Origin of the sequence: [Clostridium] symbiosum ATCC 14940 (genome assembly GCF_000466485.1) — a bacterium.
GTDB lineage: Bacteria > Bacillota > Clostridia > Lachnospirales > Lachnospiraceae > Otoolea > Otoolea symbiosa.
The window spans coordinates 1-18,069 of record NZ_KE993001.1; the positions used below are offsets into that span (position 1 = coordinate 1).

Sequence of the window (18,069 nt, forward strand, 5' to 3'; positions counted from 1 at the left end):
GAACGGCAGGAGCAACCGGCCCGACAGGTCCGACGGGAGCAACAGGAGCAGCGGGAGCAGCCGGCCCGACAGGTCCGACAGGAGCAACGGGAGCAGCCGGAACGGCAGGAGCAACCGGCCCGACAGGTCCGACAGGAGCGACGGGAGCAGCCGGAACAGCGGGAGCAACAGGCCCAACCGGAGCAACAGGAGCAACAGGAGCAACCGGCCCGACAGGAGCGGCAGGCCCAACAGGAGCAACGGGAGCAGCCGGAGCAACAGGAGCAACAGGCCCAACCGGAGCGACCGGAACTTCCGTGACAGCCAACAGTATGAACGCGACCAACTCGACGGGAGACACAATAACAGTTATTCTGGGCGGAACAGCCGTACCGCTGCCGGATTTCCAGGTATTAGACGGATTTACGACAACTGCTCAAAATACAACATTTACCGTACCGGCAACAGGAACCTATATGGTTTCTTACAGAGTATCGACGACGGCAGCGCTGCTGTTATCAACGAGGGTGCTGCGCAACGGAACGCCCCTGGGCGGATCTACCTTCACACCGGCCTTATCGGTCAGCTCTTTTGCAGCAACTACCTTCGCTGCCTTGACGGCAGGCGATACGCTTACACTCCAGCTTTTTGGTCTGGTGGGGGCAGCCGTCCTACAGTCAGGCAACGGTGCCACACTTACCGTAATACGGCTTGTATAAGCGACGTAATGAGTCAGATAAAGCCGGTTCATTCCGGTAAGGATACCCGATAGCGTCAAAGCGTGAATGCATAAAATGAGCCCGTTTAAACAAACATAGCGTTTTGTTTAAACGGGCTTTAGCAGTTGTCGGTGAATATGGTCTTATGCCTGTAAACCGTCATGTCTTTTAAATTTTTATATAAGGTTAATAATTCATATAATCTTTTTAGTGTTCTTTTCTATTTCTTTCCATTTTCCCGGAGACGCGCTTTCTTTTTTTCTGATAAGCTTGCCTTGGCTTAAGGAGGTTTCATTATGAGTATACAAATGCTGACTCAGATTTTTTTCCAATACGGCGCATTATTTATTTTTTTGTTAGTTTTGCTGGAATATATGAATCTTCCGGGACTTCCGGCAGGAATTATCATGCCTCTTGCAGGCATTTGGGCTTCCAAAGGAAAAATCAGCTTTGTGACTGTTATGATAATCACAGTTCTGGCCGGTCTTTTGGGAAGCTGGCTCCTATATCTTCTGGGCAGACTTGGAGGCGGCCTGTTTATACCATGGTATTTGAAACGCTTTCCGGGGCAAAGACCGCGCATAGAAAAATACCTTGAAATGCTCCGTAAAAAGGGGGCTATGAGTGTGTTTATAAGCAAATTGATTCCGGTAGCGCGTACGATCATCTCAATTCCGGCCGGAGCAGTGAAAATGGATTTTCTATTGTATACTATCAGCTCGGCAGGAGGAATACTCATCTGGAATTTCGTATTGGTGGGAGCCGGTTACTGGGCCGGTGACGCGGCTTTGAAATGGTTTGCATTGAATTAAGATTAATACAGATTTGAGCTTAAAGACGGGTGCTTTTCATGATTTTCACAAAAGGGCATATACTATCGTTATATGCAGGCCGGATTATCTGGTTTGCAATTCAGGACAAGCCGTTGCATAGAAAGGAAAATTATGAAATTCGATGCAGTTTATTATGAGCCCGACAGTCTGAACTATGAGCTTGGCAGAGAGCTGAAAGAAAAATATGCCGGTCTGCCATGGTTTCCTATTGCCAGCCATAATTCGATAAAGGAAATGCAGGAAAAACCGAATTCTGAATTTGGAAAAATGAAGCGGAATTTAATCATCGGTATTCGAAAAACCCATAAATATGTGGAAAACCATAAAGTGTCCGATTATCTTGTGCCTTACACATCATCCGGCTGTACGGCTATGTGCCTGTACTGTTATCTTGTGTGCAATTATAATAAGTGCGCCTATCTGCGTCTGTTTGTCAACAGGGAACAGATGCTGGACCGAATTATCAAGAAGGGAAAGGACAGCAGCCCGTTGGTATTTGAGATTGGCAGTAACAGCGATCTGGTGCTGGAAAATACAATTACTGATAATCTGATGTATACAATTCCCAGATTTGCGGAGGAGGGAACCGGTAAACTTACATTTCCAACAAAATTTGATATGGTGGATCCCCTCCTTCCGCTGGAACACAGAGGAAAGATCATTTTCCGCATGAGTGTCAATCCGCAATCCATCATAAAGCGGATAGAGCTGGGAACTTCCGGACTAAGTGAGCGGATCAAGGCGGTCAATAAGATGTGTGAAGCCGGATATCCCTGCGGCCTGTTAATAGCGCCCGTGATATTGACGGAGGGATGGAAGGAATTATATACGGGCCTGCTGGAGGAATTGCAGGAAACTTTGACTGAAAAAATGAAGAAGCAGATGTTTCTGGAAATTATCCTGATGACATATTCCTTTATACACCGGGCTATTAATGCAGAGGCGTTCCCGGCAGCGCCGGATCTGTATAATCAGGAGCTTATGACCGGCCGGGGAAGAGGAAGATACTGTTATCGGGAAGATACCAGGGCAGAAGCTGAAACATTTCTGCGGGATGAGGTTAAAAGGATTTTGGGAGATGTTAATATACTCTATATCAGTTAAAAGAGCCTGCCTGGGGCTTCTTTTCGGGAGTTTAGGATATCTGCCGGATGGCGGTAAGATGCGCATATTGCGTATTTTACCGCCCTTTTAGTCTGGGGGTATCCATCCAGGAGGAGCAGGAGGTTGTGAGCATCATTGTACCCAGGGAGATTAAGAAAAAAGTGATGCGGGAAATCAGCGAGAAGTGCGGATGCCGGACACCGGCCAAAGGAATTATTCTCTCCCTGCCGGTGGATGAAATTATCGGCCTGTCATAAAATTTATAAACGATAACCTGCACGATCCGTGCACAGGTCACCGCCATCAATGAATGAAAAAGGAGAGTCCCGGCAGACTCTCCTTTTTGGCGTCATCGCCTCCGCACTTATAATGAGCAGTAATCAGCTGTATATCTGTTATTTGTTACCGCTAAATGCCGCCATATAAGGAAGGCTGCGGGCATCGCTTATGCCGAGCTGTCCGGCGATTCTGGCAAGAAGGAGATTGGATTCCGCTTCTGTCAGATGTGACACGGTTTTCTTGGAGCTGGAAGCGGGGGAAGTGGTTACAGATACAGGTTTATTATGTTTCATGATAAGTCTCCTTTCCTACGGCATTGAAATTGTGAGGGATAAACCTTTTGATTCCCTTCCTTGACAAAAAGGGTATTGCAATACTATTATGGGCTTTAAAGGAAATCAAAAGGTTTATATTTGTTGAATGCGGTGAATTTTGTTGTTTTTCATCGTTGACAACACTATATCATGTTTGGATTGGCCTGCCTATTACCGAATCTGTCATAACGATATAAGTAATTTGCTATGAGCAAAGGGAATGTTTGAGAAACCCTGATAAGGAGGAGAAAAGATGTATACGAAGAATCCGGAGTATTTTCTTACGGTCGCCAGAGAAGGAAGTATTTCCCGGGCAGCGGAAAAACTGTATTTGTCGCAGCCGTATCTCAGCCAGTGTATCGGCAGGCTGGAGCAGGAGCTTCAGATGAAGCTGTTCGACCGCAGCCACACTCCGCTTGTCCTGACGGATGCCGGAAGACTGTATCTGAGTTATCTGGAAGGGGTGGGAAATCTGACGGGGAAGTTTGAATCGCAGATAGAAGAACTGAGAACAGGCAGCAGACAGATTCTCAATGTCGGCATGACGCCGTGGAGGGGCTCCGTCCTGCTTCCCGACATTCTGCCCGCCTATGCCGCGGCCCACCCTGACGTGAGGATTGTTCTGCATGAATACCATTCCAATACGCTGGCCGGACTGGTCAGGGAAGATAAGATTGATTTTGCCCTGATGAATATTCCGAACAAAATTGACGGATTTGTCTATCAGATTGTTTTTTATGAGAGAATGTTCCTGGTTGCCAATAAAATCCATCCGGCGGCAGCGGGGATAGAGACATCTTATGAAAATCCGGCCTATATAAACCTTCAGGAGCTGAAGAAAGAGCGTTTCATCCTGCTTCCCAATGAGCATGTGATGGGGCAGGCGACCGAGAATCTGTTTGCCAGAATGAATATGTTAAATTGTGATATTCTTTATACAACCAGCAGTACGACGGCCGTCAATCTGGTCAGCGAGGGCTTCGGCCTGACGTTTATTCCGGAAGGCGGCATCCGCCAGGTTCCGCATTTGAACCGGCTGGCGTTTTTTACGGTAGATCATCCGCCGTTCTGCGTTCCGCTGTTGATTCTCTATAAAAAGAATGCATTTATCACGCCCCAGGCCCAGGATTTTATTGAAATGACAAAACAGTATTACGCACGTCTCAAACAGAAGGCATCCTATTGAGAAAAGGAATCAGCGCAGGATATTGACTGATTTCTCTTTACGGTGTATCATAACGGTGTTATATAACATTGTTACATTTAAGGAGTTTAAGAAGATACAATGGAAAACCAGCAAAGCAGCAGCACGGCCTCGGCTATCCTGGAGGCGGGAAAAAAGGAGTTTTTGACCTTTGGCTATGAGAAAGCGTCGTTGCGGAGAATCGCAGCAGAAGCGTCGGTCACCACAGGAGCCATATACGGTTGTTTTTCAGGTAAAGAAGCCATATTCGAGGCGCTTACAGGGGAGGTGTCGCAGACGCTGGTGGATATGTATACCAATGTCCACCGGGAATTCGCCGTTCTGTCCCCGGAAAAGCAGGTGGAGGAGCTGTCCGGAATCACCAGCCATCATGTGCTGTCGATGATAAATTATATTTATGACCATTTTGACGAATTCAAACTCCTGCTGTGCTGCGGAGCGCCGGGAAGCGCAGAGGCGTTTATTGCCCGTCTGGCCGGGGTGGAGGAACAGTCCTGTTTCGACTTTGTGGAGGCTGTAAAAAGCTTGGGATATCAGGTGCCAGAGCTGGATGACACGCTGGTTCACATCCTGTGCCGATCCTTTTTTCAGCAGCTTCAGGAGTTCATCTCCCATGATCTTCCGAAAGAGAGGGCGTTGTCCTGCGCGCTTCTTTTAGGGCGGTTCCAGCATGCGGGCTGGGCCGGGATACTGAATCTTTGAGTGGTTCCCGGAATAAAATGTTAACACGCTTCAGAGCAGATGGGAGGAAAACAGATGGAATGCAGGATTCGTAAGCGGAGGATGAAAGATGCGGCCGATCTTGCGGCAGTGATAAATAACAAAGATATCCAGGATAATCTGAGAGACGGACTGCCATATCCCTATACGGAAAAAGACGCCGGAGAATTTATCAGTGCGATGCTGGCTGCCGGTGAAAATCAGATCTATGCTTTTGCAATCACGGTTGGTGATAAAGTGATTGGCAGCATTGGAGTGTACCGGCAGCATAACATCCACGCCCGGACTGCGGAAATGGGATATTATATTGCGAAGGAGTATTGAGAAGCAATGCGGTTAAAAACGGCCGGTTTGTCTACTCGCTATAGTGCTGTTTTTTTAAATACATTGGTTAGTTAAAACTAACCATTCGACGGCGGTGAGAGGGCCGCATGAAATAAAATATAGGAGGATAAGAAAGTGGATGGAAAGTATTGCAGCAGGAAAATAATGACGGAGCTGCCGGGAACAGGTAAAATCACGCTGATGACATTTTCCGGCGGTTACCGCTGGCTGACGGGACTGGGCTGTGTATTGTCGGGAATAAGCGCTGTGCTGGGCCTTTTTCCCTATCTGTGCATGTGGAATGTAATCCGGGAGACGGTTATTGGCTGGCCGGGCGGCTTTAACGGGGACCGCCTTGTACGCCTGGGCTGGCTGGCGGTGGCGTATTCCCTGCTCAGCATGCTGGTCTATTTCGCGGCCCTGATGTGCACCCATATATCGGCGTTCAGAACGGCCAGAAATCTGAAAACGGTTGCGCTGCATCATTTGACACGTCTTCCCGCCGGTTATTTTAAACGGGTGGGAAGCGGTAAAATACGCCGGATTATTGACGACGGAGCCGGGCAGACGGAAACTTATCTGGCCCATCAGCTTCCTGACCTTGTGGGGGCTGTCGTGACGCCGGCGGCCGTTATCGTCCTTCTTCTTGTCTTTGACTGGCGGTTCGGTTTAATCAGTCTGATCCCCATGGCTGCCGGCCTGTTTTTTCTGAGCAGGATGATGGGGGCGAATATGGCGGTGGCCATGAAGGAGTATCAGAATGCGCTTGAGGATATGAATAATGAGGCGGTTGAGTATGTCAGGGGGATACCGGTTGTGAAGACCTTTCAGCAGAGCGTATTTTCCTTCAGGAGCTTTCATGGCTCTATCCTGCGTTACAAAGACTGGGCCATGAGCTACGCAGGCTCCATGAGGATTCCCATGTGCAGTTATACGGTCAGTATCAACGGCATTTTTGCCGTCCTGATTCCCGCCGGCATTCTTTTAGCGGGAGACATATCCATGGGAGAATCGTACGTGACGGCTGCTCTGGATCTCATGTTTTATATCCTGTTCACGCCTGTGTGCGTGTCCATGATGGATAAGATTATGCTGACCGGTGAAAATACGATGAAGGCGAATGATGCGGTGAACCGGATTATGAACATTGTCGGGGAAAAGCCCCTGAAAGAGCCGGATGTGCCGAAGAAACCGTCGGAATACAGCGTTGAATTTAAAAATGTAACCTTTTCCTATTACCCGGAACAGGGGGAGCGGGAAGCAGCCGGCAAAGAGGGCGCGGAAAAACCGGAGCCGGCTTTGAAACAGGTATCACTGTTTGTGCCGCAGGGGGCGGCGGCAGCGGTGGTGGGAGCATCCGGCAGCGGAAAGACGACACTGGCAAGCCTGATTCCCAGGTTTTTTGACGCGGACGAAGGAAGTATCACCATCGGCGGTATTGATGTGAGGGAAATCGGAACGGAGGAGCTGATGAAGCTGGTGAGTTTTGTGTTCCAGGACAGCCGCTTGTTCAAGGACAGCCTGCTGAACAACATCCGGGCAGCCAGGCCGGATGCTGCGGTGGAGGAGGTCATGAGTGCCATTCGGGCCGCGCAGTGCGGAGATATTATCAAAAAAATGCCCCGGGGGCTTGATACGGTCATTGGAACGAAGGGCGTGTACCTCTCGGGAGGGGAAGTGCAGAGGATAGCCCTGGCCAGAGCCATTTTAAAGGATGCCCCGATTGTGGTTCTGGATGAGGCCACGGCATTTGCCGATCCGGACAATGAGTATCTCATCCAGCAGGCGTTTGAAAAACTGGTGGAAGGCAAAACCGTAATCATGATTGCCCACCGCCTTTCCACGGTATGCCGCGCTGACTGCATCTATGTTATGGAGGAAGGGCGTATCGCGGAGCAGGGAAAACATGGGGAGCTTCTCAGGGCAGACGGGCTGTACGCCGGAATGTGGAAGAATTATCAGTCATCGGTAGAATGGAAGGTAGGTAAGAGAACATGAGCAGATATTTACAGAAAAAATTTGCCCTGGGCAGACAGGGCGGGAAGAACCTGACGAGGGCCATATTTGCGTGCGCCCTTACCAATATCGGGCTGATGTTACCCGTGGGGCTTCTGTTTCTTTTCACGCAACGGCTGTTTGGCCCCCTTGTGGGGCTTGGAACGCCCCAAATGGGGCTGGGAGGATATGTGGGAACCAGTGTCCTGATTCTGACCGTCATCTTTGGGCTTGAGTATATTCAGTACGTCGCAACGTTTATATCCTCCTATGCAGAGAGCGCGGATATGAGAATCCGGATTGCGGAACGCCTTCGGAAACTTCCGCTGTCCTTTTTTGGAAAGCGTGATCTGGCTGATTTGACGACAACGATCATGTCAGACTGTACATTTGTGGAAACTGCGTTTTCCCACTTTATCCCGGAACTTATTGGAGCCGTCCTGTCAACGGCGCTGATAGGCGCAGGACTGCTGGCGGCCGATTGGCGGCTGGGCCTTTCGGTACTGTGGGTGGCTCCGGTATCGTTTTTTCTGGCGGCAGGTACGAGGCCCATGGTAGATCGGATTGAGAGAAGACAAAAAGGGAAAAAAATCGCCGCCTCAGACGGGATTCAGGAGTGTATTGAGAATATACAGGATATCAGGGCCAATAACCGGAGGGAAGCGTACCTTGAGGGACTGGATGAAAAACTGGCGGATGTGGAGAATATCACAATCCGTCTTGAGTTACTGAACGGAATTCTGGTGACGGGGGCGCAGATGTTCCTGAAAATCGGCATGGCGACGACGGTGCTGGCCGGAGCTTCCCTTCTGGCATCCGGTTCCATCGGTTTTATGGTTTTTCTGATGTTCATGCTGGCAGCCACCAGACTGTACATTCCTCTGAGCGTCTGCCTGCAGAATCTGTCCGCAGTATATTCGACTCTCCTTGTGGTAGAACGGATGAAGGCGATAGAGGAGGAAACGGTCCAGGGCGGCAGTAAAGAGGCTGTCTATAATGGATATGATATCGTATTTGATCACGTAGGATTCTCATATAAAGACGGGGAGCAGGTTTTAAGGGACGTGTCGTTCACCGCAAAACAGGGGGAGGTGACGGCTCTCGTAGGCCCGTCAGGCGGCGGTAAATCCACCAGCGCCAGACTGGCCGCCCGGTTCTGGGATATTGACAGGGGAAAAATTACCGTCGGCGGGGTCGACGTGAGGGAGGTGGAACCGGAAGCGCTGCTGAAAAGCTTTTCCATCGTATTTCAGGATGCGGTTTTATTTAACAACACGATTATGGAAAACATACGGCTGGGAAGAAAGGAGGCCACGGACCGGGAAGTGATGGAGGCAGCCAGGGCCGCCAGATGCGAAGAATTCATCCTCCGCCTGCCGGACGGATACAGGACCATGGTTGGGGAGAACGGCTCCGCCTTGTCGGGAGGAGAACGGCAGCGTCTTTCCATTGCCAGGGCGCTTCTCAAAGACGCGCCGGTCATTTTGATGGATGAGGCAACTGCATCGCTGGATGTTGAGAATGAGACACTGGTTCAGGAGGCAGTCTCGTATATGGTCAGGAATAAGACGGTACTCATCATTGCCCACAGAATGCGCACAGTGGCAGGCGCCGATCGGATTATCGTACTAAAGGACGGCTGTGTGGCAGAGCAGGGCACGCCGGAGGATTTGATGGAGCGCAGAGGAATTTATCACCACATGGCGGAGCTTCAGAGCAGGAGCCTGTCGTGGAGCCTGTAGTACTGCCGCCAGGAAATGTGATGGCAGAAGCAGTCATGAAAACTAAAATGATAATAATTATCAATATTGTTTATTGACAAATTATCATGGTTTTGTTAGAGTAATATTGAGTTAGATTAAACTAACTAAAAAAGAAACTAAAATAAAAATTATGATATCAGGACACAATAAGAGACAGAAAATAATATCAAGGAGGAATTACAATGTCATTAATAGGAAAAGAGGTCAGTGATTTTACTGTGCAGGCCTTTGCGGACGGGAAGTTCAGGGAAGTGAGCAAGGCGGATGTTGTGGGAAAATGGGCGGTATTTTTCTTTTATCCGGCCGATTTTACCTTTGTTTGCCCGACGGAGCTGGAAGACCTGGCAAATAAATATGAGGAGTTTAAGGCGGCCGGCTGCGAAATTTACAGCGTATCCTGCGACAGCCATTTTGTACACAAGGCATGGCACGATGCGTCTGACACAATCAAAAAGATTAAATATCCGATGCTGGCAGACCCGACCGGACGTCTTGCCAGAGACTTTGAGGTAATGATTGAGGCTGACGGAATGGCGGAGCGGGGCAGCTTTATCGTAAATCCGGAAGGAAGGATTGTCGCCTACGAGGTGATAGCCGGAAATGTGGGAAGAAATGCGGACGAGCTTTACAGACGCGTTCAGGCATCGCAGTTTGTTGCCGAACACGGCGATCAGGTTTGCCCTGCCAAGTGGCAGCCCGGAGCGGAGACACTGAAACCGAGTCTGGATCTTGTCGGCCTGATTTAACGGAATCGATTCAGAGCGATATTTTCTGAGGAGAGTATATGGAACAATTATATGATGTAATAATTGTCGGCGGCGGACCTGCGGGTCTGTCCGCCGCCATCTATATGGCCAGGGCCAGGTACAAGGTTCTGGTGATGGAAAAAGAAAAAATCGGCGGACAGATTACTATCACCGCTGAAATCGTCAATTATCCGGGCGTGGAGAGAACCAGCGGAAAGGAACTGACTCAATCGATGAAAGAGCAGGCCGAGGCATTCGGAGCGGAGTTTGTTATGGCTGAAGTTCTTGACATGGAGCTTCAGGAGGATATCAAGGTGCTTCACACGACGGCGGGAGAGTACCAGGCCCTTGGCGTAGTGCTTGCTACCGGTGCCAATCCGAGAAAGCTGGGTTTCAAAGGCGAGAAAGAATTTCAGGGCAGAGGCGTGGCATACTGTGCGACCTGTGACGGGGGATTTTTTACAGATATGGAAGTGTTCGTCATTGGCGGCGGCTTTGCGGCGGCGGAGGAAGGAATTTTCCTGACCAAGTATGCAAAAAAGGTAACGATGATTGTCCGGGAGGATGACTTTACCTGTGCCGCGACCATAGCGGATCAGGTAAAAAAAGAAGAGAAGATAACGGTCAGGTTCAATACGGAGATTGTGGAGGCAGGCGGAGAGTCCATGGTTTCCTTCGCCCGTTTCAGAGATAACAGGACGGGGGAAGAATGGACCCGCGAAGCAGGGGAAGACGGAGCGTTCGGAATCTTCATTTTCGCCGGTTATGTACCGAATACCGCCTGGATGGATGGTAAGGTGGACTGTGATAAGCAGGGTTACCTGATTACCGACATGAACCGGAAGACGAATGTGGACGGCGTTTACGGCGCCGGTGATGTGTGCATCAAGAATTTGAGACAGGTCGTAACGGCGGTGTCCGACGGCGCGGTGGCAGCCACGTCATTGGAAAAACACGTATCGGCCATACATGATAAACTAAATATCCCTGAACTGCCCGGAAATGAGGCTCAAACGGATCGCCCGGCATCCCGCGCCGCGGCAGACGGCAAAATAGAAGGCACAGAGAAGCGTGAAACGTTGGGCCATGGGGAAAATAACGGTTTTCTGTCGGAGGAGATAAAGCGGCAGCTTGCGGGACTGTTTCTCAAATTTGCCGGACAGGCTGTGATAAAGGCGGAGCTTGATGATAGTCCTCTGTCGGGAGAAATGAGCGCTTTCCTGGGAGAATTCGAGGGACTTACCGATAAAATAACCTGTATCAGAGATCGGCTTGACCCGGCGGTAAAAGCCAAAAGAGAGGCAGAGGGTGAAATTTTCCCGGCATTCAGGCTGATGCGCGGTGACGGCAGCGGCGGCAATATCCTGTTCCACGGAGTCCCGGGAGGCCATGAGTTTAACTCCTTTATCATTGCCCTCTACAATATGGCAGGTCCGGGTCAGCCTGTTGACGAAGAACTTAAGAACCGTCTCCGGTCTATCAAAAAGAAGACGAATATCAAGGTAATGGTATCGTTATCCTGTACCATGTGCCCTGAAGTGGTGATGGCAGCCCAGAGAGCCGCCTCTTTTTCGGAATACGTGACAGGAGAGATGATTGATCTGAGACATTATCCTGAGATTAAGAAAAAATATAAGATTATGAGTGTTCCCTGCATGGTTCTCAACGACAGCCAGGTGTATTTCGGAAAAAAGAGCCTGGCGGAGATAGCCGCGATACTGGAGAATGTTTAAACGTTAACCCGGAGAGGTGAGAATGGCGCATCCGTACCTGTTCCGTCTCACCTCTCCATTGATGGCGGCGGTTATTGATAATAATTCTCTGCTAAAACTATAGACAAGTCATAGAATGGCCGTGTATAATATGGTTAGTTTAAACTAACTAACAAATAAAAGATTTTTATTCAGAAAGACAGGAGAGTGAGTTATGAGCGTAGTAATCGTAGGCGGACATGACCGCATGGTAGGACAGTACAAGAAGATTTGTAAAAATTATAAATGCAAGGCAAAGGTTTTTACGCAGATGTCGGCAGATTTAAACAAACAGATAGGATGTCCGGACATCCTGGTACTTTTCACAAATACCGTGTCCCATAAGATGATCAAATGTGCGTTGGGAGAGGTGGACAGTGAAAGAACGGACATTGTCCGCTGTCACACCAGCAGCGGCACGGCCCTTACGGAAATTCTTGAAAAGCGCTGTTCCTGATTTGGTATAACTATAACAGAGATAGAAAAGGCTGCATGGCATATTTGTTGTGCCGCTTTTTTCTTTAACAGGGTATGTGCTGTTACATAACGGGTAGTATTGAAAAAATATTGACATTTAAGTTAGATGATGCTAACCTAGAGGAAAGTTAGCTGTATATAACTGGCAGGTGGCTCAGAGTGGTTTCCGTACATAACGGCAATATGGTTGTAAAACTGAAAGTTTGTAATGACTAATTCTGGCGTGATTTTCCGGTATGGAAGTGAGGAGAACTGATATGTGGCAGAAAGAGCAGGTAATTCATGAATTTCAGAAGAGAGGAAAGAGAATAACGGGGCAGCGTGAGATGCTTCTGGACGTGATTCTGGAAGGCAATTGGAGCAGCTGCAAGGATGTTTACTATGAAGCCAGAAAAAGGGATCCGAAGCTTGGCATGGCTACCGTTTACCGGACGGTAAATACCCTGGAGGAGATAGGGATTCTGACCCGGACCTACCGCTATTCCCTGCCGCCGAAGGAAGAATAAACTCCGCTTCGGCGCTGCTTCATAATACATCGGCACCGGCGGTCGGCCCTAAGAGCATGACAAACCGGCCGGTCTAAGGTAGTGCTGTTATGCCAGGAGCTTTTTATAGGTGAAATCGATCAGGAAAGCTCCCAGCGGAGCGGTTATGAGGATGGCCAGCACGGCGACAGTCAGAACGATGTTTCCGCACGGAAGGCCCATTGCCAGGGGGATTCCTCCGATTGCAGCCTGCACGGTTGCCTTCGGCATATAGGCGATCATACAGAACAGCCTCTCCTTCATATTAAGCCTGGTTTTTAGCAGACAGCACAGCACCCCGGCCATCCGGAATATAAGAACGCAGACGATCAGGATTATTGCTGCAGGCCCCGCGGCAGTGGCATATTTTAAATCTACGGTAGCTCCCACAAGTACAAAGAGAATAATTTCGGCGGCTACCCACAGCTTGTTGAATTTTGCCGCCAGTCGGCAGGCTACGGCCGTCCTTTCTCTTTTGAGGGAGATTCCAATGCACATGACTGCTATTAAAGCGGAAAATGGGATGATATCAGTAAAACGGTCTTCCGCCGAGACGAGCAGGAAAGCAATGCTCAGAAGGAGAAGCACCTTGGCGGTGTCCCTCATATGTATTTTTCCAAAATACCGGGCAAGTCCATATCCAATCACGATTCCCATAAGAATACCGGATAATATAGACAGTGGTATCCGAAGAAAACTTACAGGTGAAATAGTGCCTCCCTGAGCCAGGCCGGTAAACGCGGAAAACATTACGATGACAAAAATATCGTCTACAGAGGCCCCGGCCAGAATCAGCTGAGGAATACTTTTTCCGGCTCCGTACCCCTCCTCCAGCAGAGTCAGCATTTTGGGAACAATGACGGCAGGAGAGACAGCTCCCACCACCGCCCCTAAAATGGCGGCATCCAGCACGGTTATGCCAAGAATTCCCGGAGCCAGCAGGATCATACCGAATATTTCAAAACAGGCAGGCAGAAAGCACATCAGGACAGCGGGGCGGCCCACTTTTTTCAAATCAGCCACATCCAGGGATAAACCTGCTCTGGCCAGGATAATAATCAATGCAATTTTGCGAAGCTCAGCAGAAATCGACAGAATGGAGCCGTCTATATAATCAAGTGCATATGGCCCAAGGAGCATCCCGGTAAATATCATTCCCAACAGTGCGGGCAGATGCATTTTTTTACAGATCCACCCTAAAAACATCCCTGAAATTAACATGACTGCAATACTTAATAACATAAATTCCTCCTTATAACATATAAAGTGTGCCGCAGGTTATTTTCTGCCATAAGCGCAAAAAAGCTGACAGCTCCTGCGTGTATCCGCAGAAGTCATCAGCTCAAATAAGCGGTTTCAGTATAAACAATACTGGGGGAGAACTTCATTCCCGACTGTATTATAATATCTTTCCGGAACAAAAAAGTCAAGTGATATTAGCTGCCTGATGATATAGCATGTTACTATTCACGGCCTGTATTCCGCGAGGTGTTTTCGTGCGCATTTTGCATGAAAATCCCGAGTTGCATCGCGCGAAACTGCATTTTTGCAGTTTTTGTGCATCGCGGAGCGTGTTGCTGTTCGCGGAACTGCGTTTTTCAGCGGGACCGTGAATAGTAACTATAGCAACCGCTGAACTTGACATAAGCTAGGAGATGGTGTATTATAATAAACAGAGAAAAGATGTTATGTGCATTGTGTCACAAGACAAATCCCCTGAGAGCTGCTACTCTCAGGGGATTCTTTTTCCTTTTTGGGAGGATTAACCCAGGCTAACTGTTGGTATTTATTTTCTGTCTAGCCATTTGCTGATGTAATAACAAATCACACCAGCCATAACAGAAATGAGAAAAGATATTATGTATTGCAAGGTATCACCTCCTTCCGGCTGGAAAGAGTCAACAGCAATTATATTATACTTGGTAGAGAATAAAATTACAAGATAAACGTTACAAATAAATATCATTGAGATTTTATAATGTTTATGATAAAATATATGAGTCAGAAAGTATTCTGTGGATTGAAATAATGATATTTATTTGTAAGAATCGAACTGATGAAAATTCCCTTTAGTCATTTATTGTGGACTAAAGGGAATTTTTCTTTGTTCCTATACTTTTTGAAAAAAAATATCATTAACTTGACACACCTTTGGATGGAATAACTCTCTGAGATATAAGTTGTGAAAGGCATAGAATGAAAATCAGGGACAGCAGGCCTCCGAAAGATTCCAGGACAATATTGACATATATAGATAATCGATATATATTATATATAGATAATCTATATATGGAGGTAATTTATGGCGTCAGATAAAAAAACGGCAGCCGGCAATACGTCTATGCTGCTTTTACAACTCTTATCAGAACGTGATATGTACGGATATGAGATGATTGAGACTCTTGGAAAACGTTCTGAGAATCTGTTTGAACTTAAGGCGGGCACGCTGTATCCTTTGCTTCACACCATGGAATCACAGAAGTTTCTGTTTTCTTATGAGGCGGAGGTGATGGGGAAGGTACGTAAATATTACGGAATTACGAAAGAGGGCAGAATAGCGCTGGAGGAAAAGAAAAAGGAATGGCAGTTCTATAACAGGGCTGTTTCCCGAATCATAGGAGGTGAGCTGTGTGGAGCTGAATAGTTATCTGGAACAACTGGAGGAACAGATTCGGAATCGAAAGGCGAAGGCCGAGGTCATCGAAGAAATCAGGAACCATATAGAAGACCAGGCCGAGTTTTATGAAAAGGAGGGAATGTCCGCCGAAGAAGCCATAGAGCAGGCGGTTCGGCAGATGGGAGATCCGGTGGAGGTGGGAATCGAGATGGATCGTATCCACAGGCCAAAGCCGGGCGCTCCTCTGTTTCTCCTGGCGTTTATGATGAGTGTGGCCGGACTATTGACCCAGTATTTCAGCTTCTACCGGTTTGGTGAGGAGCTGGTAGTTTACCAGAGGGTAATTGATAATGCCTTTGCACGCCAATGCGTTTATGTGCTCATGGGGACCGCAGTTATGCTTGTCATCCTCTGCGTGGACTACAGCCTGGTGGGCAGACATGGGAAAAAAATGGGAGCCTTGCTGCTGGCGGGACTGTTTATTATCTGCCTGTCAGCGCCTGGCTATCTTGGCAGTCATTCCTACCTGAAAAGTCTTATCTATCTGTTTATCCCGGTGTATGGAGGAATCTTGTATCAGAACAGGAACCGCGGGTATTACGGAATAGCATCCAGTCTTTTTTGGCTGGCAGCGGCTTTCTGGATTGCAGCGGCCCGGATTGGCGGCGGATTAGGGATTACAATTGTTATGGCCTGCGTCTGTTATATCATGATGACGGCCGCCGTGATAAAAGGATGGTTTAACGAGAACCGGAAGGCAGGCATTGTTCTGACAGCCGGTATCATACCGGTTTCCGCAGTCATAGCGGTTCTTGCACAACTGCAGCCGTACCAGATAAAACGGATTGAAGTTTTATTCCACCCGGAACGGTATGCCCAGGGAGCCGGTTATCAGGCAGCCAGGACAAGAGAAGTGATAGAGGGACTCACCATGTTCGGAACCGGTGGCGTGAAACCGGAACAGCTGCCCATCCATATGCTGCCGGGTGTTCAAGACGATTATATCCTGCTTCAGGTGGCCTCGGTATATGGAATTATAGCGGCTTGTCTTTTGGTTGGCTTATTGGCAGTATTCTTGTTCTGCCTGTTCCGGATGATATATAAACAGAAAAACAGGCTGGGCAAGATAGTGGGTTATGGCTGTCTCATGGTGATAGCAGCCGAGATTGCCGGAAATCTAATGATCAACTTTGGCTTTTATACAATTTCCACAGGCGGACTGCCGTTCTTTTCATATGGCGGGTACCATACTGTGACTATTTATGTTCTTCTCGGAGTGATATTCAGTATCCACCGTTATCAGAATCTGGCCTGGGAGAGAGAAGACGGGAAAAATAAGCAGGAAAAAGGTGTCCTGGCACACCTGGGGAAATACCGGATACGGATTGAGCGGTGCAGATAAGGGGCGCCGAGTATTAATATTTTGATAATATAGGGTATTGACATTAAATTTTTATTCAATTATGCTTTTCTCAGAGTTACCGGTAGCTCTCAATACCGGCGGGGAAAATGCGTTTCGCTGACTTTTTCCCGCGGGATATAAGAAGGAGAGCAAAATATGTATCACGGAAGATTTAACGGAACACATTATGAGATTGGCTTAAAATGGGGCGGGCTTTTGCTCAAAAACGGGAAAAAACTGCTTGACGGGGTTCCCTTTCCCATCACTGAGGAGCGGATTAAATTCAGCCGCCGCTGCATTCCCTCATACGAACAATATTTTCCTGAGGTGCTGGAGGAAATTGAGGGGATAGCCGCAGGACAGAAAATCGCATCGGAAAAACTTATGGCCGTGCTTTTAAGCATGTACTGCATCATGCCGGAGCAGAAATGCTCCTGTGTGGCATTTAAAAATGAAAATCACATCATTCTTGCCAGGAACAGTGATTTTCTGACGGAAATAGAAAAGCTTTATATGAATTGCATTTATAAAATCAAGAAACCCGCAGCGTTTGGCCCCCCTTATTCCTTCCAGGGAAATACCACTGCTTTTGTAGAGATGGAGGACGGAGTGAATGAACGCGGGCTGGCAATCGGATTAACGGCCGTCTGGCCTTCCGTTCTCGGCGCCGGCCTGAATGCCGGGATGATTTTAAGATATGGCCTGGAACGGTGCGCCACTGTGCCGGAATTTACAGAAGCTTTAAAGGCGCTTCCGATTGCCTCGAGCCAGACCTTCACCGCAGCAGACAGGCAGGGCAATGCTGCCGTCATCGAATGTAATGCGGAGCAAACAGAAATCAGATACCAGGATGAAGAACACCCTTTTGTATCTGCTGTCAATTCATTTCATCTGGATTCCATGAAACACTTCAATAACACGCAAATAGACAACTGGAACGCAGAGGAGCGGTATCAGACAATACAGAGGGCATTTGAGGCAGAAGACAAGCGGGATCCGGAGTTTGCAAAAAAGATACTGTCGGGCCGGTTTGGTTTCATGTGCCAGTATGAGCGGGCCACAGGCAAGGATACGGTGTGGTCGGTTATTTACGACCTGAAAGAATTGGAGATATACCGCTGTGAGGGGAATCCTTCCAGGAGGAAATTCATCCGGGATAAACGGTTTGCATTGCTTCCATAAGAAACGGCAGAAATTTAAAAACAAATTTAAAATGTGGAAAGCGGCCCGCAGAATAATTTGCGGGCCGCGGCATTCTGGGCCGTCCGGTCAGCGTATAATCGCAACAGTTCAGCCATGATGTATTCCGCGAGGTGTT

General features: G+C 48.3%; 18 protein-coding genes and 1 riboswitch. Of the genes, 16 read left to right on the forward strand and 2 right to left on the reverse strand.

The features are described 5' to 3' along the window. The 4 genes from CLOSYM_RS18030 to CLOSYM_RS18045 all read left to right on the forward strand — a co-directional run. Window positions 1-698, forward strand: a 698-nt coding sequence (locus CLOSYM_RS18030; protein ID WP_044902800.1) for a BclA C-terminal domain-containing protein, incomplete at its 5' end; no start/stop codon positions are given. 296 nt (window positions 699-994) lie between these two features. Beyond that, the gene (locus CLOSYM_RS18035; protein WP_021643224.1) at window positions 995-1,510 is read left to right on the forward strand and encodes a DedA family protein; all 516 of its coding nucleotides are present in this window, start codon (window positions 995-997) and stop codon (window positions 1,508-1,510) included. Window positions 1,511-1,642: 132 nt separating this feature from the next. Next, window positions 1,643-2,635 carry an SPL family radical SAM protein gene (locus tag CLOSYM_RS18040; protein ID WP_044902802.1) on the forward strand — a complete coding sequence of 331 codons (993 nt, stop codon included), beginning with the start codon at window positions 1,643-1,645 and terminating at the stop codon, window positions 2,633-2,635. Window positions 2,636-2,682: 47 nt separating this feature from the next. Then, complete coding sequence (locus tag CLOSYM_RS18045) at window positions 2,683-2,892, forward strand: hypothetical protein (RefSeq protein WP_021643226.1); 210 nt, start codon at window positions 2,683-2,685, stop codon at window positions 2,890-2,892. A 138-nt stretch (window positions 2,893-3,030) separates the two neighbouring features. On the opposite strand, the gene CLOSYM_RS23085 is transcribed toward CLOSYM_RS18045, so the two are convergent. After that, window positions 3,031-3,207, reverse strand: a complete 177-nt coding sequence (locus tag CLOSYM_RS23085; RefSeq protein ID WP_169728246.1) for a hypothetical protein — start codon at window positions 3,205-3,207, stop codon at window positions 3,031-3,033. Window positions 3,208-3,481: 274 nt separating this feature from the next. Between CLOSYM_RS23085 and CLOSYM_RS18050 the strand changes: the two genes are divergently transcribed. The 9 genes from CLOSYM_RS18050 (at window position 3,482) to CLOSYM_RS18090 (ending at window position 12,714) form a co-directional block, all read left to right on the forward strand. After that, a complete protein-coding gene (locus CLOSYM_RS18050; protein ID WP_003500307.1) occupies window positions 3,482-4,414 on the forward strand; it encodes a LysR family transcriptional regulator in 933 nt (310 codons plus the stop codon). A 99-nt stretch (window positions 4,415-4,513) separates the two neighbouring features. Continuing rightward, window positions 4,514-5,134, forward strand: a complete 621-nt coding sequence (locus CLOSYM_RS18055; protein WP_021643230.1) for a TetR/AcrR family transcriptional regulator — start codon at window positions 4,514-4,516, stop codon at window positions 5,132-5,134. A gap of 54 nt (window positions 5,135-5,188) precedes the next feature. Next, window positions 5,189-5,476, forward strand: a complete 288-nt coding sequence (locus CLOSYM_RS18060; protein WP_044902807.1) for a GNAT family N-acetyltransferase — start codon at window positions 5,189-5,191, stop codon at window positions 5,474-5,476. Window positions 5,477-5,641: 165 nt separating this feature from the next. Next, window positions 5,642-7,474 (forward strand): ABC transporter ATP-binding protein, encoded by a 1,833-nt coding sequence (locus tag CLOSYM_RS18065; RefSeq protein ID WP_021643232.1) that lies wholly within the window; start codon window positions 5,642-5,644, stop codon window positions 7,472-7,474. Further along, entirely contained in the window at window positions 7,471-9,213 is a 1,743-nt protein-coding gene (locus CLOSYM_RS18070; RefSeq protein ID WP_021643233.1) for an ABC transporter ATP-binding protein, read from the forward strand. The genes CLOSYM_RS18065 and CLOSYM_RS18070 overlap by 4 nt, the downstream gene beginning before the upstream one ends. A 203-nt stretch (window positions 9,214-9,416) precedes the next feature. After that, entirely contained in the window at window positions 9,417-9,980 is a 564-nt protein-coding gene (ahpC, locus tag CLOSYM_RS18075) for an alkyl hydroperoxide reductase subunit C (protein WP_021643234.1), read from the forward strand. A 38-nt stretch (window positions 9,981-10,018) separates the two neighbouring features. Beyond that, window positions 10,019-11,713 carry an FAD-dependent oxidoreductase gene (locus tag CLOSYM_RS18080; RefSeq protein ID WP_021643235.1) on the forward strand — a complete coding sequence of 565 codons (1,695 nt, stop codon included), beginning with the start codon at window positions 10,019-10,021 and terminating at the stop codon, window positions 11,711-11,713. Between the two features lie 193 nt (window positions 11,714-11,906). Continuing rightward, on the forward strand, window positions 11,907-12,188 hold the full coding sequence (locus CLOSYM_RS18085; RefSeq protein ID WP_003500320.1) for a DUF2325 domain-containing protein: 282 nt from the start codon (window positions 11,907-11,909) through the stop codon (window positions 12,186-12,188). A 277-nt stretch (window positions 12,189-12,465) separates the two neighbouring features. After that, window positions 12,466-12,714 carry a Fur family transcriptional regulator gene (locus CLOSYM_RS18090; protein WP_009298903.1) on the forward strand — a complete coding sequence of 83 codons (249 nt, stop codon included), beginning with the start codon at window positions 12,466-12,468 and terminating at the stop codon, window positions 12,712-12,714. Window positions 12,715-12,801: 87 nt separating this feature from the next. Here the strand turns inward: CLOSYM_RS18090 and CLOSYM_RS18095 are convergent, their stop codons facing one another. Beyond that, on the reverse strand, window positions 12,802-13,974 hold the full coding sequence (locus CLOSYM_RS18095) for a cation:proton antiporter (RefSeq protein ID WP_021643236.1): 1,173 nt from the start codon (window positions 13,972-13,974) through the stop codon (window positions 12,802-12,804). A 79-nt stretch (window positions 13,975-14,053) separates the two neighbouring features. Next, window positions 14,054-14,133: riboswitch (Fluoride riboswitch) on the reverse strand. 901 nt (window positions 14,134-15,034) lie between these two features. Between CLOSYM_RS18095 and CLOSYM_RS18100 the strand changes: the two genes are divergently transcribed. From CLOSYM_RS18100 to CLOSYM_RS18110, 3 genes are all read left to right on the forward strand, one after another. Further along, the gene (locus CLOSYM_RS18100; protein ID WP_021643239.1) at window positions 15,035-15,376 is read left to right on the forward strand and encodes a PadR family transcriptional regulator; all 342 of its coding nucleotides are present in this window, start codon (window positions 15,035-15,037) and stop codon (window positions 15,374-15,376) included. Continuing rightward, window positions 15,363-16,751 carry an FtsW/RodA/SpoVE family cell cycle protein gene (locus CLOSYM_RS18105; protein WP_021643240.1) on the forward strand — a complete coding sequence of 463 codons (1,389 nt, stop codon included), beginning with the start codon at window positions 15,363-15,365 and terminating at the stop codon, window positions 16,749-16,751. The genes CLOSYM_RS18100 and CLOSYM_RS18105 overlap by 14 nt, the downstream gene beginning before the upstream one ends. A gap of 156 nt (window positions 16,752-16,907) precedes the next feature. Beyond that, a complete protein-coding gene (locus CLOSYM_RS18110; RefSeq protein WP_021643241.1) occupies window positions 16,908-17,933 on the forward strand; it encodes an acyl-CoA--6-aminopenicillanic acid acyl-transferase in 1,026 nt (341 codons plus the stop codon). The last annotated feature ends 136 nt before the right edge of the window (window positions 17,934-18,069 follow it).